Origin of the sequence: Paraburkholderia sp. UCT31 (genome assembly GCF_014397655.1) — a bacterium.
GTDB lineage: Bacteria > Pseudomonadota > Gammaproteobacteria > Burkholderiales > Burkholderiaceae > Paraburkholderia > Paraburkholderia tuberum.
The window spans coordinates 161,122-182,479 of the sequence record NZ_VZQP01000009.1 but is presented as its reverse complement, the minus strand read 5'-3'; the positions used below and the strand labels follow the sequence as shown (position 1 = coordinate 182,479).

Below are 21,358 nucleotides of genomic sequence, written 5' to 3'. Positions count from 1 at the left end.
GCTCCGGGTCTTCGGCGCACGGGCGAGCATAATTAGGATTCTGGCCGGCGATTTTACACGATGAGTTTGCTTCGAATCTATTCGCGTATCTTTTTATTCACAGTGCGCGTGCCGATGCCCCCGCGCGAGGAACTGGCGCGCTTAAGTCCGACCGCCGGCCGCAACGCCTACGCAGTGGAGAGCATCGACCGGCCGGGCAAAAACCGCTGTTTGCGCTGCAGCTGCCCGAGCTCACGCAACGCCGCCGTGAGTTCGTCCTGCGTCGTTTCCAGGCGCCGCCGTGCGTCGTTTTCCGCCCGCAGGGCATTTTCGTAGAGGGCTGTCGTCCGATGCGTCTGCCCCTGGCTTTGCGCGAGCTGCTCCTGGAGATTGAGGACCTGTTCGGACGTCTGCTGCAGGAGCTTCTCCATGTCCTCGTGGCTGCTCATCAGTTTCGCAAAATACTCCCGCGCCTCCTCGAGCATTGCGTTCAGCCGGAGGATTTCCGTGGCCTGCCCGTCAATGGTGTCGCGGAGCCGGCGCATTTCTGCCATCGCTTCGATGTTGTGGTTCTTCATTTGTGTGTTACTAACGTCTCGGTGCGTTGAATGGTTCGCCTATTAACGCTGTGTAGCAACGTTATGCCGGCGTTTCCTCTCGATTTGCCCTACCGCCTCCAACATATTCTTGACTTCTTGTCGCCCAGACGAATCATTCCTCAATGTCCTCTGGCCAGCTGTGCGTATGCATCGTCACCTCGATGGGGCTCGCTTTCAACGCGGGAGCGTAAAACTCGACGAACGGGACTTTGTTATAGAACGCGCCCACGGCGGGCGTCGCTGGCGTGTAGCGGCCTTCGACGCAGCTTACGACCGACAGGATTTCGGGCGTCACCACGCTTTCCTTCGACGCCTTGGTGACGAACAGGCGCATCCGGGGATGGAGCACTGGCGCGGCTTCCGCGTCGGGACGCAGCGCGGATAAGGTCTCACCCAGCCCGTCCAGAGGCATCATCACATCGCCCGGCGTAATAAGCCATTCAGCCAGTCGCCTGCGGTCCTTGCGGCCCTCTTCCACGACTTCGTACGCCCGTTCGATTGGAAGTGCCCGCGCCTGTGCAATTGCGTCGGCGGTCGCAGGCTTTCCCACGTATGGCAGCAGGTCCCAGATGGACAAAGTCCCGCCGGCCGCCTTATAGGTCTTCAGCAGTTCGAGATTTGAGACGGCAAGCCCGTACGATACGCTCAGCACAGCATCGGGAACGTCCGTATCCGGCACAGCAAAGAGACTGTGATGGCGCACATCGATACGCTGAATGGCCAGCGTGTAGACCGCTTCCATCCATTTCGCCCGGTGCACCAGCATCGCATACCGGCCGGGAATGTTGACGAGCAGCAGATAGTCAACCTCCGATTGCGCAAGCCTGCCGAACCCGAAAGTCCGCTCGAGCTGGTCGAGCTGCACCAAACTAAGGAAAGAGTTTCGCGGATAAGGGTCTGCCTGGATTTCGACACTGACTGGCCGCTGCGCGCCACTTTGGAAACAGAGTAACCGGCCGTCCTGCCCGTCCTCCAGCGGCAAAAAGCGCTCTTTTGTGCGCGGAGTAAAGCGGGATGACACCCATTCGCGCGCAGCCAGCCCCGCCTGTAGAAGGCGCAGCTCGCAGTAGCCGGAGGTGTCTTGAAAAAATTCGGAGCTCATTCAGCACTATGTAATCGAAGTCGAGGCGCGCTGCGCCATCGAGCGTTGCATTGCGCGCCTGGCGCGCGAAGGACCTGTCGAACTCAGCCGGCGGGTCAACAGGGTACGAAGAAGGATAAAACCTCTCTTTATCCGGGCAAGGGGCCGCCCGGCCTGGCAACCTCTGACGTCTGCTCCATGCGAGCGCTCTCGGCGCTCAACAGCATCTCGATGACCTCTGTCTCGGTACGAAGGCCGTGCGCCGCGCGGATACGCGTTAGCGCCTGCACGCCCTGGGGCGATAGCCGGAACGTTTTGCGCGCGCCGCCAGCTTGCCGGAGCGCGCTCACCGAATCCTTCACCCGCTGGCTTGCAGTGCGCGGTGTGCCGTGAATTGCTGGTCGGCCCATGTTAGCGCCTCACGTCTACGGCGCAGGCCGAACCGACCACCCGGTATTTGATGCGCTTTTCTTTACCGGCGTGCCGGGAGAGAGCCAGCGCCTCTTCAAAAGGCCACTGCCCCGCTTCCTTGGGGTTGCCGGTATAACCAGCCGCTTCGGGGCGCCAGTAGTATCCGTGCTCCCCGGAAAAAATATGAACAACTTTACCGGCAAGTCGCGCGCCGATATCCGGTCGAAGCTTAATCGCCTCCAAAGTCCGCTCCATCACTGCTCCTTTGTCTGTGAGGGATTCTCTGCCATCCCGTTGCCAGCTTGCACCACCGCCTCGCTTCGCGCGTGATATGCCGCAACCCCCTGTTTATACGCTTTAACCGTGTCCGGATGCGGAAGGTTGTGCTCGTCAATTTGCCAGCCGACGACGTGCAGGTATGTATGCGCGTCCGGCGCTGTTGGGTCGCCGGGAAGCGAACCTCGCATGCCCTTGACCCGCCACGACCCTCCGGTATGGTGCCCGGTCCCAATACTGCCGTCGCTCAGCTTAACCAGCACCCGGCAGCCTATCCACGGCCAGCGCCGCGTTTCGTATTCGTTGATGAAGCCGTCGAAATCGTCGGCGTTCTCCGTCGCGCTCTTCTCTGACTCGAGAACGACCGTCGGCGGCGTGGGACTATCAGCCAACTGGGCTGCGGGCAGCAAGTCGTCCCAGTTTCGGTCAACGCGAAGCGACGCGTCGCAGTATGCGAGGTGCTTGTTTCCCCTGTGTCTGAGCAGGATGTGCTCCGGGTGGGACTGAGCCTTCCACGCCGTGGCAGTATGGGGAAGTCCACTGTCCTGCATAACGCGGATATCGACCATGTCGCCGGGTCTGATGTAAACGATTCGCTTCAAGGCACCCGTCCAAATTAATTTTGTAAAGTGACCGCTCTTCGCGACCACGAGCCACGCGTTAGGATGCGAGCGCCGACGTGCCCATTTGCGACTTACTGCGCATTGCGTCCAGCCCCGTAAGGAAGGACGGCGGCACCGAGCCGTTCCTCAGCGTCGGCGCGTGTTGGAGTGCCTCTATGCGGTCCATTCCAACAAGCCATTCAAGCAGTCGGCCCGTTTCCTCGTTCAACTGGACCTTGAGGTCATGCGGTAGCCGTTGCAAGAGGGAATTCGCTTCTACCCTCTCAACCTGTGCGCGCCGGTTAAGGGTCCACTCGGAAATAACGGCATGCAGATGCTGAACGTGCAGAGGGCTGTCAAGACAAACGCCGATGATAGCGGAAGTCTGCGGACACGTTGCAATGTAAGCGTAGATGGAAGTCACGGCAGGCGCCCGTCCTAGTATTTGTAAAGGTATTGTAGTCGCCTACGAAAACTCCGTCAACGCTTTCACCAAACAAGACCTGTCAAGGGCACTACTTTCTTCGTTCGACGTCGCTACTATGCTGCGCTGTAATGTCACCAGAATTTTGCGTGGATAGCCCGAGTCCTTCCGGTGCCGCCCTCGCAGGCTGCGCGGCCCTCACGAGGCCCTTACGGCTCGCCCATCCGCTACGCGCACGGTTGAGGTGCAGTCAGTTCCTCCGTACCACCGCTCCACGCCGTTGAATCGGCGCGTAAGCCGGCGGGCCGGAGTGTTCCCCGACTGATAGTGGACTTCCAGAGCCTGCACGCCGGCGGCGCGCGCCAAATCGAGAGCGCGTGCAACGAGTCGGCTGCCAAGGCCGTGGCCTTGGTGAGCCTCGGCGACTGCGAAAGCCATCTCGCCGGAGGTATCGCCGACGGCCGCGAATGCAAGCTCGCACACGCCGGCGAGTTCGCCTGCGGGTGTGAACGCACCGACCACCTGTGCGCGTGAAAAGTCGATGCGTTGCACGTACGCGGTGATGTTGTGGTCGCGCACGTTTCCGCAGAACCGCCGGCGGCGATTTTCAGGCGATAAGCCCAGGAGGAGCGCCTCGAGTCGGTCAAGGTCGGCCTGCGTGAGGAGGCGCAGCGTGTACATAGTAAGGAAATCGAGCAGAAAAAGGTTAGCGCCAGCAAGTGGCTTTCGAGTGCCGACGAATCGACGTCGTGTTGCGATTGGTGGTCGCTATACCAATAGCCAATGATGGCAAGGACATCGCCACGACTTTTCCCGAGGTTAACTATGCGCAACATCACACCGAAATCTGACTACGCAACGAACAACGCTGCACAGCTGGCCAAGAGTGTTCTGACGGAAGCGCCCATCAGCAAGAAAGCAGGAAAACCCGTCGTTCGCGCCTACATCCGGGCAGACAGCCGGACTTCGGGCTTTACGATGGTCGCCGAGACCCTGAGTGACCGTTCGAGCGCGCAGATGACGATGGCCCACATCGGTAAAGAATCCGCAATCAAGGCCCTGAACTACCTGAAAGGGATTTTTTCAAGCTGTGGCTTCAAGACAGTGGAGACGGACGCCGAGTGGTCCGCGCTGAAAGAGGATGACGAAAGCTTCGCAAGCTGATTTCAACGCCTTTCGCGAGAACCTTAACCGGTTCTCGCTTTTCATTGGGGGCGCCGTAGGCCGATAGCTGAGTATCAACGGCAGGGATGGCGAGACCTACGGCCGAAACAATGTCTTGAAGAGATTTATGTGGGCAATCCAAATTCAGTCGCTACACGCCGTCGTTATGCCAACGTTTGCGCTCAACTTTATGAATAAGCCCCGTACCAGTCGTTTCGTCTTCGCCGGCGCATGCCTCGTCCTCGCGCTGGCAGGCACCCCTGCATTCGCGGAGACAGCACAGACAGCACAGACAGCGCAGGCGGCCGACAACGCTCAGGGGGCTCGCGTAGAAGCCACTCTGGAACAACTGCTGACGGCCGTGGACCAGTCACATCTTCCCGGGTTGGCGGAAGCGTATCGGACGGCAGCCGAAGACCATAAGGCGGTATCCGAGGTACCGATGTCCCTAACGGTCGGCGGGACAAAGTTCAAACGGGCCCTCGTCTCCTACCACCTGCAGTACGGCTCTGTGTGGGTGCGACTATCGCAGCGGTACTGGGATTCGCGCCTGGTGCGAGAGTTCCAGCACGCGCGCGCCGAAATCGTCCGCGTCGCCGGCGCCCCCTCCGAGCCTGAGGTCAAGAGTGATGCGCCAGTTGGAACGCCCGGGGCGGAAGTCCATGGCACAGCGACCAAACTCGTCTGGCACAACGTCGGACCCAACAAAAAGACAATTGAACTGTCCCTCACCGACTTTGGGCAAACAGTCCCCGGCTACCTTTGGCTCAACGTGGAACTGACGCCACCACTTCGAACAGCCCAATAAGGGCTGCCCCTCGTCTTTAGCGCGCGGCGGCGTGCCTCGCGTGTTACCGCAGGAGTCCTGTAAACACTTTTGCCGGTCTTCACATAGAAGGCTGCTTTCTTTGGAATGTTCTGGATGGCGTGCCCGACTTGGCTTTATATGCGACGACCGGAAAAAATTACGTGGCTGCTGCGACGGACCACCGGACGCACTAAAAGGACGTTGAAAATAATCCTTTTCCGCTTCCTTTCTGGCCGGTGCGGCCTTATCATTGCGCATCCGCGTGTAAAACCCCGCCGTGCCTGGACATTTTAGTGTCCGTCCACCCCTCGGGTTGCTATATGCCTTATCAAACACAACCCCCGGAGGGCAAAATGACCCGTATCAAGAAAATTTTCGATGCAATCATCACCGCGCTGACGGCTCCGAAGCTGCATCGCGATGACCCACATGCACGAGAACGCCTCGCGATTCGAGGAATTCGGATTTACTGAGCCATCCCGCCGCATTTTGTAAAGTATTTTACACAAAAGTGTCATTCGCAGAACCCCGTAGCGCTCAGCTTCGGGGTTCTTTTTTAGGGGTCGCTTTTTACATGTGGACCTCGTGGACGACAGAACGACAGAACGGCGTGCTTACGACGGCGAACCGTCCGTCGGACACGCCGCCACAAGCTGCACGAGGAGCTGCTGTGCGACGAAGCCCGAGCGGCTCAGTCCTGCCGCCAGTGAAGTACGCTCGCGCTCGTAGCTCTCCGCATACTCGGCTACCGCATACCTCAAGACCACCTCACCCCGAATGAATGTCCACCAATCGGTCGCCAATCGCGGCAATGTCACGATGGTTCCTTCCACTTCATCGACCGTTTCCACCTCGAAGCTGAGTCGGCCGGGCGCGCGGGTGACCGGTGTTGCATGTCGAACAGCCGAAAAAACCGACAGCGGCTCGTCAAGCATCGACGGGAGCCGCCCGCGCAGTAGTCCCCTCACGCGAAGTGAATCCGGAAGCCAGGCGTCCAGTGACATTTCACGCGCGCACAGAAAGGCATGCGGTGGCAAGCGCGTAAGCTCTCCCGTCAGCCGGTTCTTGGCGAAACGACGGTTTGCATCGAGCGCACCGACCTGAACCGGTCTGTAAGAGAAGTGAAGTCCGCCATCGTCGGAACCCAGCGGGTCGGCGTAGTGCAGGAACCAGAAGTCTGCCCACTTGATGCCAGCGATTTCTTCGGCCGAGGCGTGTTCGGTGGAGGCTGCAGGGACGTCTAGTAGCATGGGGCTGAACACATTGAAGGAGTCTTACAATGCTTGCCATTGTATCGGGTTTGCCTTTGCAAAGTAAAGACGGGAACGGAAGCGCTGTGGGGTGCGAGAACGCTCAATCACTACACGTTGCTGTATCTGCCGCTTTTTCCCATTGAGGACACTTTACAAAAGGCCCATATGAAAGCTTCTTTCGTTAGCACTGTCGTTTTGCTCGCCGCCATCATCCTCCCGGGTTCGTTCGCGCACGCCCAAGGCGTCTCGACTATCCTCGGCTCGGACACGGGCATCGGGCCATCCAACGCAGACATCAACGGTGAAGGGCGCGACATCATCCTGAGCACCGGGTACGGCATCCGACCGTCCACTGCACAGGACGCCGGCGAAGGTCGCGACCTTGTCTTGAGCACAGGACCGCTGAATCGCACCCGCCGTGCACCCGCTCAACCCCAACAGGACCCATCGTTGTCCGACCTGCTTGCACTCGGCTATATGGCCAAGGGCGTGACGGCGGCCTCCCCTGCTGCTGCAGCGACCTCAGGAACGCCCACGGCCGCTATCGCCCGGGCGGCTATCGCAAGACCCCTCCCGCGCTCGATGCCGTAGTTGATTTAAAGCCGCTCTGAGCGGCTTTTTTCTGTGCGGACCGCGCATGAAAAAGCCGCCTCGCGAACGAGACGGCATAAAATCAACGGCGAGCCAGAGAACAGGTTTTGCCTGGGAGTTGCGGTGCTCTTACTGCAACCGGCTTAACAGGCGCCGGTGCGCGCTTGAAGAGCTTTAAGCTTTCCACAATGAATCGGCGGTACTTCGGCCAGAAGTTGTAGTCGAGCGTGAATTCGACCAGCAGAAATGGCAGCAGCACGACCGACAGGACCACGACTAAGACAAAAAGCGCAAGACCTGCGTTGCGGCGCGTCGGAGTGGAGTAATACATGGTTTTGCCTCAATGTGAACCGGCCTTTTCAGGCGGCGGACTTCCGTCCTCGTTGACCTCGAATCTCCGAGGTATAGCGAAAAGGACGCGATGAATCCTGAAGCACTGGCCGGCTGCTCTAGCGCCAGTGCTGACGTGCTACCTGGCGAGCGAGCGAAGCCGATTCGTCAGCTGCTTGATTTCTTCGTCAATGCGCGTTTTATATTCTGCTCGCGCGCGCCAGTAGCCGATTTTCTCCGCAAGCAGGAAAGCGACATCGAACTTACGCGCTCGCTTCAGCTTCGCAAGCGCTTCGACCGCACGCTCCCCGCATACCTCGAACAGATACCACTCGGCCGTTTCACGCACGGCCTCCTCGGTCGGCGCGAAAATATGCGGGTGTTCGCCCTCCAGCTCGAAAGTCCACTCGTCCTTGCCGACTTTTTTGCCAAAGAGGTGCTGGGCGAGCTCGGCATCGCCTTGCTCAACGAAATCGAGGACGCGCCCGATGCGGATAAAAGGAGCGAACTCGAGCGTTGTGATGGACATGAGAAGATAAGAAGAAGAAGGGTGAAAACGTGTAGCAATCGCCTTTGACTGGATAACGTCCTGTCCCCTTCGCCAACGACAATCCTTTACACAACTATTTTGTGTCGGACTATACTTATCATTTTGATATCTAACTGACCGCTATATCACCACGGCCGGACTCGGTTGTCGTCAGGCAGGCAGGTAACGTGAAAGGCGAGCGCGGTTCGGATGTGGTCAACACGCCGTTAAAAACGATTGAGAGAGAGATGGGTCACTCCCTGAAGCATTTCTACGATGCGGTGCGTCGAATAACGCTCAAGCATGCCATTTCACCCGACGCGCTCGGCTTGCATCGCTCGGTGTCCGCCGGTGTCGGCTGTCAGGCCGGTGCGGAATCGGAGTTTGAAATCATGGCGCCGTGCTTGTGTGACGTGCCCCCTTCCGAGCTCAAGGAGCTGTTCGAGGCAGACCGTCACGCTCGCCCTGCACCCCGCTTCTCTCACGACGTTTTTTCAAGCGACGAGGCTATCTCGCCTGTTGACCTCTACGCCGAAGATTTGCGCGTCCCCTCATTTGACGAGTTCAGCACCGGCATGCGGGTGGCCCCAAATGCTGCTCACTACTGCATTGTTGCAGCTGATGAGGCACAGGACATCGTGGGATTTGCCCAGTTCCAACTGCATCTCGCGCCGTCCTGCGCGGCGTGGTCGGAGGTCACGGACCACCAAGCTGCCGCGCGCATCATTTTGCGCGTTGCACTTGACTCCATTTACGTTCTAAAAAAGCACCGGGGGCATGGTGCCGCAACGGCAATGTTGACCTTCGCAAGCGATGTATTTGCCGAAGAGCTCGTGTGCATCGGCCCGCAGGTAACCTCTGAGATGGGCGTCGCTCCGCAGCTTGAACTCATCCCTCAGCTAGAGTCCGAGTGGGCAAGCCTCACCGGCAAGTTGGCACACCACATTTTTGGCCGGCTGCTCCGCTCGCGCGCGGAAACGTTCATGCTGTCGGGGGACCGGCGTCTTATGGTGCATGAGCTTCAGGAAGCTGCCGGATACTAATTCGCTTCTCAGGGGCCTGCGTCAGTGAGATAATTGTAAAGGCGCGCGTCGGGTCATCCAGCGCGCGGACCCATCAAAACACCGACCTCCCACACGCCATGGAACTTACTGAACAAGCCCTCCGGAAGCACCTGAGCGATGGCATCCGACGCTTGCGCAAGGACTTCATCAAAGCCAGACAGGCTGCCTCGTTTTACCAAATCACCAATGAGCTGTCGCGAGAGTTCGCATCGCAACTGGAGTTCAGCCTGCAGGAGCTGCCGGGTAACGCGCTTTGGGCAGTGTCCAACGGCAACTTCATGCTCGACGAGGACCGCTGGGACCTTTTGCTGATGGTTCAGGACTGGAATATCGACGAACCGGCTGGCATCGACTGGGTGGGCCTGCACCAAATCCGCTTCGGCGAGCATACCTGGGTGGCGTGCGGTAAGCGACACTATGATGCCGAGTGCCCGGACGGAGTCGAGAGCTTTTTCGACCTGCCACATTTTCGCCGGTACATCGTCGACCACCTGCGTAGCACCGGTGTCGAGTGCGCGGACGTCGAGACCGACGACGTTATCCCCGTGCCCACCCATCCGCCGTTGCGCAAGGTCGCATAGCCGCTGCGCAGGAAACGCCTTTCGCGCGTCCCGGGGGCCGCCACCGGCTACATGGTCATGTCCGCTCCGGCCGTCTCCCGCGATGGCTGCTTCGGTGCCGGCTGCTGAGGGTCCTGCTTCTGGCCCTCGGCTTTCTGGACGTCGGCCTTCTGTCCCTGGTCGGCTGGTTCAACGCTGTTCTGAGGCGCCAATTTATCATTCGCGCCGACAAGCGCGTGTCCCGCGTCGAACTGGAGCGTCACGTCTTTTCCGTCGAGCAATGTCTTGACTTGGGCCGGGGTGAGTTGGTGTGCCGGCTGCCCTTCAATCGAAACGTCGTGCGTCTGTCCGTCAAGCGAAACCGAGTTCGGGTGGCTCGAACGAAGGGTAACAACCCCGTTACCGTCGCCTTGCAGCTGAACCGTGTACTTCGTCACGCCGATTCCGTTTTCCATCGCTGCTGCTTTCAATATCTCGTTGTGGTGCTCCATAGCCGCTGTCTCGGCGGGCGTCATCGCTTCATTCGGCACCCGTTCGACCAGTCGGGCCGGGCCAAACAGCTCTTCCTTGATGGGCAGCGCCACCTTGTCGACACTCCACGTGCTGTCGTGGCGCCCTTCATCGAGAGCATCAAGCGGCGGCGGCCCCGGGTCCTTCATCGGCAATCCGAGCTTGTCGAGCGTCACTTCCCCCAACCACTTGCTCAGCTTATCGACTCCGTCCGGATATCCTCCGCCGATGTCCGAGTGCGCCCCGGGCAACGATGTTTCGAGAGTGCGAAGGTGGTTCGGGTCAAAGTCCGGCTGCGAGATGGGCGTGAGGGGGAAAGTGATGCGCTGTTCATCGGCCGCCGTGTAATGCACGACGAAATCGGTCGAAGGGGGAATGCCCAGGTTCAGGTTGTGCTCCTGCCCAGTTGCGACCGTGTCATACAGGAGCGCCGTCGTGTGCACGCTCCCCGGTGCCGCAAGGTAGCTGTCGTAATGCATTTGGCGCGGGTGGAACATATCGCCGTGCTCAATTTCCTTGCCCCCGTCAGAGGGGATGCCTCGGTCATCGACGAGATTCATGAAGTGGCGGGCGCTCGCGGCGCCTCGGCTAAAGCCCATAACCATTACGACGATTGGCGCGTTCGGGTCTTCCTTATGCCACTCGGCGGCCTGCTTCTGGTAGTCCGAGAACGCCTTCTCCGCGATGTTTTCGGCGCCCCGGCCTGTAGCGCCGTCGATATTGGCCATCAACGGTGAGGTCTGCGTGCCGACACCGGGGTAATAGTGCCCCGCCATGTGTTTGCCATCGTAGTGGCTGCTCAGCTCTTTCTCCAGCTGCGCCGGAATGGTCGGGATGCCGCCAGGCGTCACGTTATCGCGGTCGTTCCACGTGCCATCGAAGGAAACGACGTACACCCGCTTATTCGAATTGTCGCCGCCTTGGTAACAGGTAGCCGGCAGAAATTGCTCGCTTACGTCATGGAGCTTGTTTATCCACTCGCTTTTCTCTGCGGGGCTCAGCGCCACGACTTCATCGTTATAGCCGCTCATACGAAGCTCCGTTATAAAGGATGCTTCGTATAACGACCTGACCGAACGAGGCAGGAATAACCGAAAGCCCGTGGCAACGCGGTCTAGCTGAAGCGACTTGTACAGAGCCTGGTCATCGCGCCCGTCATCAGTTGGGTCCGGGTGTGTTCGCCCAAACCCCGGATGTCAATGAAAAGGCTTCGGTCGGCGCAATACAGCGTGTCTCGCCTTACACGGCGGTAATTGCCTGATGCATCCTCCTCGGTGGTCATCACGCTTTCACCGCATTGATGCCGCGCGGCGACCCGGACCCGCCTTACATACAGCATGATTAGACGCTGCATTGTCTTGTCTTGAAGTTTTAGGACACTGTCCATGTGAGGACAGCCGAGCCTTGACGATAGGTCATGAAAAGGAACTCAGTGCGTCCGTCCTTGAATTTGAAAACCGCAAAACAGTATGAAACCGTGGTGCGGTCCCCCTTCAGTATCGACATTCTCGACACCGCTGCAGGCTGCGCGCCACCTGCAATACGAGCCTGAAGCCCTTTTTCAAAGAGTGTCCGGGCGGCGCGCAGAGACGTAAGCGGCCGCGCCGTCTCGAGAGTGAGGTCCTGCGAGCGATGCGCGCGCATCGGGCGCCATGCATCCCCAGTCTCGTCCTTCAGTAGCGACAACGCTCCGGCGCGCGCGGCGACGACAAGCGAATCCGGAAATAGTCGGGCGCGGGGGTCCAGCTTTTCGCAACGGGTAACCTCGGATTGCGGAATAGTGGCGTCCTGCAACAAGCCTATCCTGAGATTAAGCTGACTGCGCTCGACAGCGGCGCGCGGGTCCGATTTCAAAAAGTCTGAATAGAGTGTGAGTCCTGTATGCGCGAGTTCCCCCGGCAAGTCAGCCTTTCGGACGTACAGCAAGGCTCGAGAGTCTTTCTTCGCGAGCTGCGCGAGGTCAACGGCCCTCCAGCCAATGTCAGTGGCCTCCCAGTCATCGTCTGGAACATGGCCCTTGGAAACGCGATACAGGTACACCGGCGTGCCGTCGCAAGCGGCGAACTCACTCACTTGCGTCTTCTCTGCCGGGAGTCCCGCGAAAGCTCCAAACAGCTTGTCGGAATAGCCGGGCAGCGCAACGAGGTCCTTGGGCGCGCGATGCGCGCCAACGCCGCCGGCCTTCACCGCAAGCAAAATGTCGTCAACAAGGTCGCCGTTCGCGGTGCTGGAACTCGGCGGCAGGGCTTCCGCGAGAGGCGTCAGCCCTCCAACGGCATGTGCTGTCGACGCAAAAAAGGCAGCGCACGTGAGCGCTAAACCCGCAAATGCTTTGTTCACTGAAGTTTTTCCACGGTTAATTTATATCGCCCCTGGACATCTACCAGGACGCGAGAGAACAGCGGTTCTGGACTGTGCCCGGCCCGGCAAGATGCGACCCGTCACGGCCTCTCTCAGTACGCCGTTGTCGTCGTGAGATGGAATGGCGCCGTTGGCGCCTTGCGTTGGCGCCAGAGGAACCAGTCCACCTCCGCTGCTGAGACTTTGAAGCGCTGCGCAATGGCTTCGCAAGCGACGACAGTGGCGGCCCGAATCGAGTTTTCCTCCGACCCGCCTCTGGCGAGAAGTTGCCGGCTACCAACCGACACAGCCAACGAAGGTGCGTATTCGAGCACGCCCAGATGCCGCAGGACGCTCGGCAACTGGTAGTCCGCAAAACAAAGGAGGTCTTGAGACACCGAAACGCCCGCTGCCCGATACTGAGCCCCCAGCAGACTGACCGCGAGCAAGGCCTTTTTGAGGAACGGGTCGCCGTAGGCAACGGGAAACGCATCCGCGAGCAGTTGGGCTTCCCTCACCGTCGCCTCGCCGCTGCGAATTGCATGGTCGAGCTGGCTGACGACGTCCTGCAATGAGCCGGAGAGCAGGACCCCGGCGAGAATCTCTTTGCGCGACGGGGCGTCCGGAATGTCCCCGAAGAAGGACTCCACGGCTTCAACGCTGCGTGCACAGTCGAAAATACCCGGACCCTCAGAGGAATCCATGCCCCACGCCCGGCTGAAGCCGAGTTCCATCCCTCTCGTGCCTACTTGCCCACCGAGAGAATAGCGGCGGAACGCTGCCCCAGAGCCATCCCAGAAACGGTACTGAAGCGCCGTTTGCGCTATCAGATAGCGCGCCGCCATCACCGGGTCCCGGACCTCGAAGGGAACACCGGCGCTCGGGAGGTAGAACGTCGAGAAGTCCGCGTTCAGCGCTCCGATGGCATCATGGTTGATTTCGACGAGGGTCGCGTCGTGCAGGAGCGCGATGCGCTGGATGAGGTCTTCGCGGGTCATGAGAAGGTGTCGCGGTCCATGGAGCGGAATCGCGTCGAGGGCAGCGCGCGCCGCCCTCGACCGGCACAACGGATTACTGCGCGTCAGACAGCCAGTCGGTCAAGCCGCGTACGAGTTCTCGCAGTTCCATGACCTGAATCGTGAGCGTGCTGTCGATAAGCTCGTCCTCGTTGCCCCCATCTGCGGCGCCCAAATCTTCCTGAACCAGTTCGAGGAAGTTGAGCTTGCGAATGCCGAACGGCTCGGTCAACGTGAAGTTGATGCGGTCGTTGAACGTGAGCTCCATCGAGGTGGGCCGCAAACCGGCCGTCAGGTGGGCCGCGACTTCCGGTTCGTGAAGGTTGAATTTCGCGAAGCGCACGGTCGACGCGGGCGTGCCCGGACCCTTCAGCACAAGCGCGCTGTCAGTCGTGAATGCCGTTTCGTTTTCTTCGGCGAGCAGCAGGTCCGCCATCTTGCCGGCGAGCGAGTTGTCGAAGTTCATGCGCGCCATGTCGATGCCCGCCACCGCGCGCAGCAGGAGCGAAACGACGCCCTCGGCCTTCTTCGCGCCTGCAGTGTCGACGAACAGGTAACCAGCCTTCGGGTCAATCAGGGCGGTGACCGTCGATTGAGCGGTGAGCGCCTTCGGCAGCAGCTCTTCAATCAGCATTTCCTTCAGGTCTTTCTTTTCCTTCTTGCCAACACGGCGGCTTTCTTTCGCCTGAATCTGCTCGACGCGCTCCTGCAGCAGGCGCTTCACCACGTTGCCCGGCAGCAGCTTGTGCTCGGATTTGACCTGCACCCAGAACGCGTCGCCGGCCTTACGGACGAACATGTCCTGGTCATACGCGCGGACGAAGCCGTGCTGCTCACGGTCAAGCTCGCCGCAGGGGTGGAATTGCTCCTTCTCCAGCAATTCGTTCAGGTCTTCGGTGCTGAGCGCCGGAAAGCTGGCAAGAGCAAAGCAGGAGAGATTCTTAAACCACAACTTGGCCGCCATAGCGCGTCCTTATCTTTTGTAAATTGACCTGGTAGCACGAATCCCGGTACAACGCCCGGTCATCGTTTCGATTTGTTGCCCTCGCATCCCCGCAAAGACCGCAACTGGACAGGCGCCCACTGGCCACACGGGATGACGCGCAATGATAAGCCCGTCTCACCGTTTTTGTAAAGGTCCGGTTAGCGATTGTAAAGCGTCAGGAACCCGGGGCGTCCGTTGCAAACACGGTGTCTTGCGTGACGACACACGCTGTCGGGCTTTTGCAGCCTGTCGACAGTTGCATCGCATCACCGTTGGGCCAAGTCCATGAGAACGTGCCAATCGGCAAGCCGCCCCGCAGCTGCACATAGGCATGTGAAGGCTGGCCGAACTGTGTTGTGCGTTCGTCCACCTTCGTGGCGGTCACCTTTGCAAGCGCCGAAAGCGGGGCATAAAGCGTATTCGTGATGTGCGCGAGACGTCCAGTAGGCGAGAAGGAGACCGTCACTTCTGTGCCAGCCCCTGCATCGGTAGACTGCAGTGCCCTGCTGCCGTCTGCACCGGTCGATTCTTTCCACTTGACCCCGGGAAGCGACAGGTCCTGCACATCTTCCACTCGCGCGCCTCGAGCAAGGCCCCACGGGAGCACCAATGCGGTTGGCGGCGCGCTCAGGCACGAGGCGGCCGATGCCCCGCTCTTGAGTTCGTCGACGAGTCTGACCAGCTCGGCGTCTCCCGAGTTCGCGCGCCGCACCCGGTCAAACGGTTCCAGCAGCCTTGCAGCGACAGCTCCGCTGATGGCTCGCGGACCGTCCGGCCCCTGCAAGGAAACGAGCGCCGAGTAGTCCGGCGCGGCCACAGCTGACACACGCGGGTCGTTCGTGGCAACGACACTACCTCGCTCGCCATGCACGCAGTAGATGTCATAGTAGCCGGGGTGACCCTCAGTCGTTGGCAGGTTGTATGGCTTGTCGGCGGGAGTCCACGGGCTCACGGCGTGCGGCGCGACACGTAGCATAGTTGGAACGGGGTGGTCGCCCTCGTTCTCGACGGAGATAAAAGCCAGCGGCATCGCTGAGCCGGGAATAACAGCCACGAACCCATTCAGAACGGGGTAGATGTCGGTCGCGCCAGCCCCGCGCAGCGCAGCGACCAGGTCTTCGGGCTTGCTCGAAGCAGCGGTAGCCGCCCCTTGCTCCCGCTTGGAAGCAGCCGAGGGCGGAGCCGCAGCACTAATGTTGGCTTGCGGCCGGCTGGACGCACCCGTAGGCGAGTCTAAGCCAACGTCCGGCAAAAACCTTGAGGCCCAATACATCCCGCCGCCCGCGACAACGAAGGCGGCGGCTACGACGAAAGGCTTGAGATAAGATGCGGCGGCCATGTGCCCTGCGAAAAAGAAGCCTGAATGTTGTGTGTATCGTGTCTATTTAGCTGTCGCCGGGTTGGCTTTCTGCCGATGGCGCGCCCGGCTGCGCTGCTGCGAGCGCGCGGTAGACCTCTCTGACCTTCTCTGAGGGCGGGCGCCGAAGAGTTCGAGCTATTCGCTCGATGGAGTCGGCATCCGGGTCACGATGGTCGCGAAGCGCCGCCCGCTCAGACGCGTCGGGGGCGTTGCGCAGGCCCTCCTCGATGCGGGAGATGCTGGCCCGCGCGTAGGCTCGAAAAGCAAAGTCGGTCGAAGCGAGATTGAGGACGTGGCGCACATAGCCCGCGTCGCTCGGGAAACTCTGACCGTCATACGCGCAGACGTTAGGCTCTGATTGAGAAGGCTTTGGCATATTCGGGTTTAGCGCGGTAAGGTTGAGCAAGTGCGGATAGCGCAAGACTTCGGCGCTCCGCTGAAGAACATAGCGAAAGTCTCGCCAGTTGCGCGCGGCGCGTTGTTGGCTATACCGGGATAGGACATACATAAGGAGCCTCGTTATGGCGATTTCGCCTGAGACAAAGCGCCTCCGTCAGTTTTTCTACAAAAATTCCTACAGCCTTGTAAAGGTATTTGGCTCGGGCTGGAAAAGCCACACCGCCTACGGCATCCTCGAGAATGGCAACATCTGCCTCGAAGCGTTTGACGGCGAGCGCCCAAAGAGAATGCGATTGGCAGCAGACGGCCAGGTTCTGTGGGCAGGATTTGTTGAAGACGATGGAAGTCGAGAAAGCGCGCGCATGGTGAAGGTTCGCACCTTGTTGCGCAGGGATAAACGCAAGCTCCTGAGTTCACCCGGGCGCTTTGAACACCACGCATCACCTTAATTCACAGGCTTCCCAAGGTTATCTGGGAGCCTGTTTTCTTTGGGCGTCGCCGCTGCGAGGGGAGAAAAAAAAGCGAACCCGGGAGAGGGTTCGCTTTGGGAATAAACGTGAAGCAGTTTAAAACAAGTCATGCCGCAAACGAGCTGCGGTAAGCTGTTCATCCAACCGGAGTGCAGCCTCATGCTCAGATTCGAGCAGCGCCGGGTCAACGACAATACCCAGGCGGTGAAACGCGATACCCCTCAAATCCGACCAGAACTTGCCAAGGCGGTATCCCTGCTTTTCCAAGTCCGTGATGACCTCCAGCACTTCGATGGCGCTTGCACCACCTCGTTGAGCTTGCGCTGCGAGACAATCGCATTGCTCCACAGAAAGATGAAGCGTCTTCGCGATGGGCTGGCTGCCCTTGCCAAAATTCTTGACGACGTTGGAGTTACGCGAACATTGTTGAGCGTTTTGTTTCATGATGATTTCCTCACCCAGTAAGCCTCGGGTATGGCACGGCGCGCAGACAAGCTGCGCAAGATTTAAGCGCAGCCGTTTACGCGATGTGAGCCCCTTGCTCACTCGGTCAGGAATGTGACCTTAACGCGTATAGTCACTCTTGAGCCTTTGCGCGAAGAAAGCTAAAATGTCGAATAAACCCCAGCGGAAAAATCATGAGCCACTACACCGAAGACGAAACCAAAGCGCTGAAGGCTGTATTTGGACCAGAACTTCCCGCCCTTCCCCGCAACGAGATGGGCGCACGGGCGCGCGTTACACTGGACGCGCTTCGAGAGCGCGAACCGGAAAAGGACTTTCTGTGGAAGATGGTCGCTCGCGACCTGGATGTGCTTTTGATGACGCCGCGCGTTCTCCAATAACGCGGCGCGCCCCTTCAGCACACTTTACAAAAAGAAAGCCCGTATCGAGCGATACGGGCTTTTCAATCAAAGGCTGCCGAGTTAGTGCAGCGTGAAAGGGTTCGGCAACGCGTAGGGACGCTGCAAGACGAAGAACGCTTCGCCGTCATCATCCGGACCAAAATCCGGGATTTTGTCGTCCTTGAGGCCCGCCTTTTTGAAGATGGCGCTCAGCCTGTCCTTGATATCTCTTGACTTCATAAGCCGTGTCCTTGTGTGGGTACGATACGTTTGTCCTGGTTATCCTTCGCGACGCTGTGTGCGAGAGAAGAAGTATAGGCACTCGGCCGCCTCCTCCGTGATATAAGGGGCCGTCCTGATGGGCGCCTGGCAAACACAAACTAGGGCATTCCCTCGAACACATTGTGAACGAGGCTCCTGTGGGGAATAATTGGCACGACCACATCCGGGAGAGACCTGAATGTCCCATGCTTCCATTCGCACCGCACTCGCCAAAATTTTCCAAGGTATCCGGGAGCTTAGGCTGGCGTTTCCCAATCGCAGCTTCACCATCGACGGGCTTCTGGTCGGCCATATTGGCGAAGTGATTGCAGCGCTCGAGTATGACTTGCAAATTGACGACACCTCACGCGAAAAGCATGACGGTGTCTGCTCCGACGGCCGACTCGTTCAGGTGAAAGCCACCTTCCAGAACAGCTTGACCTTCGGAAGCGTCCCGGACTACTACCTCGGCTTTCAGCTTCGGGAGGACGGCACATTCGAGGAAATCTACAACGGCCCCGGCGCGCCGATTTTCGAGAGATACAGCCACCGGAAGGGTATCGGCGAAGATTTGCTCAGTTTCCCTGTATCGGTCCTGAGAGGCCTGTCTGCAAAAATTCCGGACGACCAGCGCATCCCGCGCCGACCCGCGACGCCTGTTTCGGAAGCGGCATAACTGATGAAAAAAGCGAGTCCGAAAAGGACTCGCTTCGAATAACGCTAGACAACGCTCTTTACATCCTTGCCGTCTTGACGACCCTTGCGTCGCCAAACTGACGGACGGCCCAGTGATGCGGCCGGTAAATGTCTTCTATCGGCGCTGCGGCTCTGCCGGCATCTGTGTCGGCCTTAATTGCGTTAAGCGTTGCGCCATCCCTCGCTCAGTGCCAAAGCGCTGATTTGCTGGCTGATAACAGACCCGGACAGAAAATAAATCCGCCAAGTGTCGCCATACTCGCGCGTGGCCAGTACGTTTGTTCCGTGCAATGCGTGGAAGGGTTGCAGCGTGGAAGGCTGATTAATCCACATGCGTTTAATTTCATTTGACATTGTTTGCCTCTTCTAGAAAGTTGCCGTTCGCCAAGTAGTGACCTGTCGAGGGTGTAGCGAACACGTTCAATCGTGAGGGTTCCTCGCCCGCCACAACTCGTAGAACGGCAAACGTTCCCCAGCGGAAGCTAATCGACTGCGCCGCCCCGCGCCGCCCGTCTCGGAAGCGGCCTAGCCGCCAGGACGACTGGTCAGGGAAACCGAGGAGCGCGGAACGTGAGCGACCGTGCCTTCTCCGAAGAAAGGCGTCGCAGTGGCTAAACTCAAGGCGCTACATGTTTGCAATGGACCTCTCCCAGCCGAAAGAAGTGAGAAGGTCGCCCACCTCTCCTTGCGTAAGCTTGTGAGCCGGTCCAGCAATCGCTGGGTAAGAGGACTCGGTCCCGATGGTTCGCCGAAAGGCACGCGTCGAAAAACGCAATGATGTGCTTTATCCGCCGAAAGGCACAAAGGCCCGCAACGCGGGCCTTTCTCTTTAGCGCGGTCCTTCCGCGACAGCCCGAGCAGTCTTGCCCGTTCGGCCAAGTCGTCAATCAGAGTTCACCCGCGCGCGCCACGACTCGTAGAACGCCAAAGCGTCCTCAGCGGAACCAAATCGGCATCGCGCGAGGAACTCCGCCGTTCGGCCGCTCGGAGAAGGCTCCCATTCCCATTCCCCGTCGCGGTTGAGCACGTCATTCGCCCGGGAGACCTTCCACGAAAAGCTGCCGCCTCGCGCACTCACGCGCTCCAGCAGGATGGGGCGGAAAACGTCTGTTTCGTCCAGCAGGTACGAGTTGACCTGCAGGTCAGCAAGGGTTCGGTCGTTCACAAAAGGTCCTTTGCAGGGAACAGCAACTTGTGGAAGGTGCGCGACTTTTCGAATGCGTTACACGCTCTCATGTCCGCTATGACTTTGTCGAGGTCCTCGTAGTCGAAAGCAGCCGTCCATTCGTGAATTCTCTGCATTGCACTAAGAAAGGGTTTCGGATTGCCCTCCCGTGTCAGAACGCGAAGGCAGTCGAGGTATTCCTCTTGAAACAGCGTTGGTACGATAATCCGACAGCTGTCGACAACTGAGAGTTCGGCATTCATCACAAGTCGCGCCAGCCGCCCGTTGCCATCGGCAAAGGGATGAACCTCGGAGACGAGAAACATCGCAAAGAGGGCTCTGGCGGTTCCTGGAGGCACAGTCGGCAGCAACTTCGAGCCTTCGACCAAGGTGCCCCGCACCAAGCGGGGAACCACGAACTCGATACTCCCCGCTCGATTGGCCTGGGCCTTGAATTCCCCCGGCCCAACCTCCGGCCTCTCCTTCATCTGGTCCGCGTGTCGGTCGCGAAGCTGGTTCAGAACGGGTTCCCCGAAGCTGAGGGTCTGGTTCGCCCACCCGGGATTTAGCGCCTGGCGAAACACCCCGATGAGGTCGTGAGAGTCCTTAGGTCGCGCTGTGATGGGCTTGCCCTCCAGAACGAAACCTCTAGCTTCTTCGATACCGAACTCCGTGCCTTCAATGAAGTTGCTGAAGTATGACTCCAGAAAAGCAGCGTGAAGACGGCCCTGCTCACTCTCTGCGACTGCCGCTGGTTGCTTTAACGGCACGGAGCGCAGTTCCTCGGCGAGCTTTTCAAACAGCGCCAGTCGGTTGGCGTCGTGGGGAATCGCCGCTACCAATGCCTTTCCGGCTGCGGTCAACATCGCGGACTTTCTGGTGCCCAGGACGCCGCCGATGAGGCCGTCGAGTATTGCGAACTCCCGTTCGAGGCCGAGTGTTGGGGCCAGCACGCGTGCTTGGTCTCGAAGCGCGCCCAGCGCTTCCTCACCGCGCGCTTCATACGTCTCTATGAGGCGCTGTTCTACCGCCGCTTGCCCAACGGACTTCTTGAACTTCCCACGTGAGACGGTGAGGTTCTCGAGCAACACCCGAGGCATGGACGGGAAATACAGCTCGCGTCCCATCATGGGAGCATCGCCTTGAGCGGGGCCGTGCCCGTCAAGTAGTTGGACAGTCAAACCGGGGAGCGCTACCCTCTTTGAATAGGTGTAAGACAGGTACATCACTCCTTCGTTGGGCGCACCCCCATAAAAGGCGCTGCGGGGGCCAATGACCGCCTTCGGGTAGAGGGCGGCCAGCACTCGAATGCGCTCACGAGCTATCAGCGACGGCCACGCTTCTTCGGGCAGGCCGGTGACTACACCGGGCGCGATGCGCTTCAATGTGCCTTCGCGCACCCGGCGCTGCACCGAGCGAATCTCGGCCGGGAATAACTCCGCGTAAAGCAGCAGGGACTCGTCACCTGTCGTCATTTTTCGAGTTCCGTGCATGCTCAGAGGTGAAGTGTCGCTGTTGTTCGAATTACAGGCGGGCATTTGTCATTTTTGTTAGGGGAGCGTCGCGAACCGATAGCGCGCCAAGCGAGCTCGTCGGATTTTTTGAGCTGCGCGCCCTAATCAGCCAAGGTTTGTCGGATT

The 21,358-nt window shown here is 59.4% G+C and carries 28 protein-coding genes; 9 read left to right on the top strand and 19 right to left on the bottom strand.

Annotation, left to right across the window (positions count from 1 at the left end):
* Window positions 1-167 precede the first annotated feature (167 nt).
* The 6 genes from F6X40_RS10185 to F6X40_RS10160 all read right to left on the bottom strand — a co-directional run bounded on the left by F6X40_RS10185 (window position 168) and on the right by F6X40_RS10160 (window position 4,053).
* A complete protein-coding gene (locus F6X40_RS10185; RefSeq protein ID WP_187627699.1) occupies window positions 168-557 on the bottom strand; it encodes a hypothetical protein in 390 nt (129 codons plus the stop codon).
* A gap of 133 nt (window positions 558-690) precedes the next feature.
* The gene (locus tag F6X40_RS10180) at window positions 691-1,680 is read right to left on the bottom strand and encodes a hypothetical protein (RefSeq protein ID WP_187627698.1); all 990 of its coding nucleotides are present in this window, start codon (window positions 1,678-1,680) and stop codon (window positions 691-693) included.
* A gap of 128 nt (window positions 1,681-1,808) precedes the next feature.
* Window positions 1,809-2,069, bottom strand: a complete 261-nt coding sequence (locus F6X40_RS10175) for a hypothetical protein (protein WP_187627697.1) — start codon at window positions 2,067-2,069, stop codon at window positions 1,809-1,811.
* 1 nt (window position 2,070) lies between these two features.
* Entirely contained in the window at window positions 2,071-2,325 is a 255-nt protein-coding gene (locus tag F6X40_RS10170; protein ID WP_187627696.1) for a hypothetical protein, read from the bottom strand.
* The gene (locus F6X40_RS10165; protein WP_187627695.1) at window positions 2,325-2,948 is read right to left on the bottom strand and encodes a hypothetical protein; all 624 of its coding nucleotides are present in this window, start codon (window positions 2,946-2,948) and stop codon (window positions 2,325-2,327) included. Before F6X40_RS10165 ends, F6X40_RS10170 begins: the two co-directional genes overlap by 1 nt.
* A gap of 622 nt (window positions 2,949-3,570) precedes the next feature.
* A complete protein-coding gene (locus F6X40_RS10160) occupies window positions 3,571-4,053 on the bottom strand; it encodes a GNAT family N-acetyltransferase (protein ID WP_187627694.1) in 483 nt (160 codons plus the stop codon).
* A gap of 144 nt (window positions 4,054-4,197) precedes the next feature.
* Here F6X40_RS10160 and F6X40_RS10155 point away from each other — a divergent pair, with 144 nt between their 5' ends.
* Both F6X40_RS10155 and F6X40_RS10150 read left to right on the top strand, forming a co-directional pair.
* Entirely contained in the window at window positions 4,198-4,536 is a 339-nt protein-coding gene (locus F6X40_RS10155; protein WP_187627693.1) for a hypothetical protein, read from the top strand.
* 127 nt (window positions 4,537-4,663) lie between these two features.
* Window positions 4,664-5,344, top strand: coding sequence for a hypothetical protein (locus tag F6X40_RS10150; RefSeq protein ID WP_187627692.1), 681 nt, complete (start codon window positions 4,664-4,666; stop codon window positions 5,342-5,344).
* 614 nt (window positions 5,345-5,958) lie between these two features.
* On the opposite strand, the gene F6X40_RS10145 is transcribed toward F6X40_RS10150, so the two are convergent.
* Complete coding sequence (locus tag F6X40_RS10145; RefSeq protein WP_187627691.1) at window positions 5,959-6,594, bottom strand: hypothetical protein; 636 nt, start codon at window positions 6,592-6,594, stop codon at window positions 5,959-5,961.
* A gap of 33 nt (window positions 6,595-6,627) precedes the next feature.
* Between F6X40_RS10145 and F6X40_RS10140 the strand changes: the two genes are divergently transcribed.
* A complete protein-coding gene (locus F6X40_RS10140; protein ID WP_187627690.1) occupies window positions 6,628-7,188 on the top strand; it encodes a hypothetical protein in 561 nt (186 codons plus the stop codon).
* A gap of 82 nt (window positions 7,189-7,270) precedes the next feature.
* Here the strand turns inward: F6X40_RS10140 and F6X40_RS10135 are convergent, their stop codons facing one another.
* Window positions 7,271-7,519, bottom strand: a complete 249-nt coding sequence (locus F6X40_RS10135) for a hypothetical protein (RefSeq protein WP_187627689.1) — start codon at window positions 7,517-7,519, stop codon at window positions 7,271-7,273.
* 90 nt (window positions 7,520-7,609) lie between these two features.
* On the opposite strand from F6X40_RS10135, the gene F6X40_RS10130 reads away from it, so the two are divergent.
* The 3 genes from F6X40_RS10130 (at window position 7,610) to F6X40_RS10120 (ending at window position 9,692) form a co-directional block, all read left to right on the top strand.
* Complete coding sequence (locus F6X40_RS10130) at window positions 7,610-8,095, top strand: hypothetical protein (protein WP_187627688.1); 486 nt, start codon at window positions 7,610-7,612, stop codon at window positions 8,093-8,095.
* 140 nt (window positions 8,096-8,235) lie between these two features.
* Window positions 8,236-9,090: a GNAT family N-acetyltransferase gene (locus tag F6X40_RS43200; protein WP_187627687.1), complete on the top strand. Its 855-nt coding sequence runs from the start codon at window positions 8,236-8,238 to the stop codon at window positions 9,088-9,090.
* Window positions 9,091-9,188: 98 nt separating this feature from the next.
* Window positions 9,189-9,692: a hypothetical protein gene (locus F6X40_RS10120; RefSeq protein WP_187627686.1), complete on the top strand. Its 504-nt coding sequence runs from the start codon at window positions 9,189-9,191 to the stop codon at window positions 9,690-9,692.
* A 47-nt stretch (window positions 9,693-9,739) separates the two neighbouring features.
* Here the strand turns inward: F6X40_RS10120 and F6X40_RS10115 are convergent, their stop codons facing one another.
* The 6 genes from F6X40_RS10115 to F6X40_RS10090 all read right to left on the bottom strand — a co-directional run bounded on the left by F6X40_RS10115 (window position 9,740) and on the right by F6X40_RS10090 (window position 16,390).
* Entirely contained in the window at window positions 9,740-11,212 is a 1,473-nt protein-coding gene (locus F6X40_RS10115) for a T6SS phospholipase effector Tle1-like catalytic domain-containing protein (RefSeq protein WP_187627685.1), read from the bottom strand.
* A gap of 340 nt (window positions 11,213-11,552) precedes the next feature.
* Window positions 11,553-12,521: a hypothetical protein gene (locus F6X40_RS10110; protein ID WP_187627684.1), complete on the bottom strand. Its 969-nt coding sequence runs from the start codon at window positions 12,519-12,521 to the stop codon at window positions 11,553-11,555.
* 113 nt (window positions 12,522-12,634) lie between these two features.
* Window positions 12,635-13,519, bottom strand: a complete 885-nt coding sequence (locus tag F6X40_RS10105; protein ID WP_187627683.1) for a queuosine salvage family protein — start codon at window positions 13,517-13,519, stop codon at window positions 12,635-12,637.
* 73 nt (window positions 13,520-13,592) lie between these two features.
* A complete protein-coding gene (rdgC, locus tag F6X40_RS10100) occupies window positions 13,593-14,501 on the bottom strand; it encodes a recombination-associated protein RdgC (protein WP_187627682.1) in 909 nt (302 codons plus the stop codon).
* Window positions 14,502-14,697: 196 nt separating this feature from the next.
* Window positions 14,698-15,861, bottom strand: coding sequence for a hypothetical protein (locus F6X40_RS10095; protein ID WP_187627681.1), 1,164 nt, complete (start codon window positions 15,859-15,861; stop codon window positions 14,698-14,700).
* A gap of 46 nt (window positions 15,862-15,907) precedes the next feature.
* Window positions 15,908-16,390 (bottom strand): hypothetical protein, encoded by a 483-nt coding sequence (locus tag F6X40_RS10090; protein ID WP_187627680.1) that lies wholly within the window; start codon window positions 16,388-16,390, stop codon window positions 15,908-15,910.
* Between the two features lie 13 nt (window positions 16,391-16,403).
* Here F6X40_RS10090 and F6X40_RS10085 point away from each other — a divergent pair, with 13 nt between their 5' ends.
* Window positions 16,404-16,730, top strand: coding sequence for a hypothetical protein (locus F6X40_RS10085; protein WP_187627679.1), 327 nt, complete (start codon window positions 16,404-16,406; stop codon window positions 16,728-16,730).
* A 117-nt stretch (window positions 16,731-16,847) separates the two neighbouring features.
* Here F6X40_RS10085 and F6X40_RS10080 read toward each other — a convergent pair whose 3' ends face one another.
* Window positions 16,848-17,195: a hypothetical protein gene (locus tag F6X40_RS10080; RefSeq protein WP_187627678.1), complete on the bottom strand. Its 348-nt coding sequence runs from the start codon at window positions 17,193-17,195 to the stop codon at window positions 16,848-16,850.
* Window positions 17,196-17,389: 194 nt separating this feature from the next.
* On the opposite strand from F6X40_RS10080, the gene F6X40_RS10075 reads away from it, so the two are divergent.
* Window positions 17,390-17,596 carry a hypothetical protein gene (locus F6X40_RS10075; RefSeq protein ID WP_187627677.1) on the top strand — a complete coding sequence of 69 codons (207 nt, stop codon included), beginning with the start codon at window positions 17,390-17,392 and terminating at the stop codon, window positions 17,594-17,596.
* A gap of 81 nt (window positions 17,597-17,677) precedes the next feature.
* Here the strand turns inward: F6X40_RS10075 and F6X40_RS10070 are convergent, their stop codons facing one another.
* Entirely contained in the window at window positions 17,678-17,836 is a 159-nt protein-coding gene (locus F6X40_RS10070; protein ID WP_187627676.1) for a hypothetical protein, read from the bottom strand.
* 220 nt (window positions 17,837-18,056) lie between these two features.
* On the opposite strand from F6X40_RS10070, the gene F6X40_RS10065 reads away from it, so the two are divergent.
* On the top strand, window positions 18,057-18,533 hold the full coding sequence (locus tag F6X40_RS10065) for a DUF6998 domain-containing protein (RefSeq protein ID WP_187627675.1): 477 nt from the start codon (window positions 18,057-18,059) through the stop codon (window positions 18,531-18,533).
* A 182-nt stretch (window positions 18,534-18,715) separates the two neighbouring features.
* Here the strand turns inward: F6X40_RS10065 and F6X40_RS10060 are convergent, their stop codons facing one another.
* From F6X40_RS10060 to F6X40_RS10050, 3 genes are all read right to left on the bottom strand, one after another.
* Window positions 18,716-18,907, bottom strand: coding sequence for a hypothetical protein (locus F6X40_RS10060; RefSeq protein ID WP_187627674.1), 192 nt, complete (start codon window positions 18,905-18,907; stop codon window positions 18,716-18,718).
* A 529-nt stretch (window positions 18,908-19,436) separates the two neighbouring features.
* Entirely contained in the window at window positions 19,437-19,718 is a 282-nt protein-coding gene (locus tag F6X40_RS10055; protein WP_187627673.1) for a hypothetical protein, read from the bottom strand.
* Complete coding sequence (locus F6X40_RS10050; RefSeq protein WP_222946038.1) at window positions 19,715-21,193, bottom strand: Fic family protein; 1,479 nt, start codon at window positions 21,191-21,193, stop codon at window positions 19,715-19,717. Before F6X40_RS10050 ends, F6X40_RS10055 begins: the two co-directional genes overlap by 4 nt.
* Between the last annotated feature and the right edge of the window lie 165 nt (window positions 21,194-21,358).

Bases quoted from the DNA above. Each gene is read 5' to 3' on its own strand.
- F6X40_RS10150 (WP_187627692.1), top strand. From the start codon at position 4,664: ATGTGGGCAATCCAAATTCAGTCGCTACACGCCGTCGTTATGCCAACG.
- F6X40_RS10075 (WP_187627677.1), top strand. From the start codon at position 17,390: ATGAGCCACTACACCGAAGACGAAACCAAAGCGCTGAAGGCTGTATTT.
- F6X40_RS10145 (WP_187627691.1), bottom strand. From the start codon at position 6,594: ATGCTACTAGACGTCCCTGCAGCCTCCACCGAACACGCCTCGGCCGAA.
- F6X40_RS10155 (WP_187627693.1), top strand. From the start codon at position 4,198: ATGCGCAACATCACACCGAAATCTGACTACGCAACGAACAACGCTGCA.
- F6X40_RS10120 (WP_187627686.1), top strand. From the start codon at position 9,189: ATGGAACTTACTGAACAAGCCCTCCGGAAGCACCTGAGCGATGGCATC.
- F6X40_RS10085 (WP_187627679.1), top strand. From the start codon at position 16,404: ATGGCGATTTCGCCTGAGACAAAGCGCCTCCGTCAGTTTTTCTACAAA.
- F6X40_RS10080 (WP_187627678.1), bottom strand. From the start codon at position 17,195: ATGAAACAAAACGCTCAACAATGTTCGCGTAACTCCAACGTCGTCAAG.
- rdgC (WP_187627682.1), bottom strand. From the start codon at position 14,501: ATGGCGGCCAAGTTGTGGTTTAAGAATCTCTCCTGCTTTGCTCTTGCC.
- F6X40_RS10130 (WP_187627688.1), top strand. From the start codon at position 7,610: ATGAATCCTGAAGCACTGGCCGGCTGCTCTAGCGCCAGTGCTGACGTG.
- F6X40_RS10095 (WP_187627681.1), bottom strand. From the start codon at position 15,861: ATGGCCGCCGCATCTTATCTCAAGCCTTTCGTCGTAGCCGCCGCCTTC.
- F6X40_RS10160 (WP_187627694.1), bottom strand. From the start codon at position 4,053: ATGTACACGCTGCGCCTCCTCACGCAGGCCGACCTTGACCGACTCGAG.
- F6X40_RS10105 (WP_187627683.1), bottom strand. From the start codon at position 13,519: ATGACCCGCGAAGACCTCATCCAGCGCATCGCGCTCCTGCACGACGCG.
- F6X40_RS10185 (WP_187627699.1), bottom strand. From the start codon at position 557: ATGAAGAACCACAACATCGAAGCGATGGCAGAAATGCGCCGGCTCCGC.
- F6X40_RS10180 (WP_187627698.1), bottom strand. From the start codon at position 1,680: ATGAGCTCCGAATTTTTTCAAGACACCTCCGGCTACTGCGAGCTGCGC.
- F6X40_RS10065 (WP_187627675.1), top strand. From the start codon at position 18,057: ATGTCCCATGCTTCCATTCGCACCGCACTCGCCAAAATTTTCCAAGGT.
- F6X40_RS10070 (WP_187627676.1), bottom strand. From the start codon at position 17,836: ATGAAGTCAAGAGATATCAAGGACAGGCTGAGCGCCATCTTCAAAAAG.
- F6X40_RS10115 (WP_187627685.1), bottom strand. From the start codon at position 11,212: ATGAGCGGCTATAACGATGAAGTCGTGGCGCTGAGCCCCGCAGAGAAA.
- F6X40_RS10170 (WP_187627696.1), bottom strand. From the start codon at position 2,325: ATGGAGCGGACTTTGGAGGCGATTAAGCTTCGACCGGATATCGGCGCG.
- F6X40_RS10135 (WP_187627689.1), bottom strand. From the start codon at position 7,519: ATGTATTACTCCACTCCGACGCGCCGCAACGCAGGTCTTGCGCTTTTT.
- F6X40_RS10060 (WP_187627674.1), bottom strand. From the start codon at position 18,907: ATGTCAAATGAAATTAAACGCATGTGGATTAATCAGCCTTCCACGCTG.
- F6X40_RS10175 (WP_187627697.1), bottom strand. From the start codon at position 2,069: ATGGGCCGACCAGCAATTCACGGCACACCGCGCACTGCAAGCCAGCGG.
- F6X40_RS10050 (WP_222946038.1), bottom strand. From the start codon at position 21,193: ATGACGACAGGTGACGAGTCCCTGCTGCTTTACGCGGAGTTATTCCCG.
- F6X40_RS10090 (WP_187627680.1), bottom strand. From the start codon at position 16,390: ATGTATGTCCTATCCCGGTATAGCCAACAACGCGCCGCGCGCAACTGG.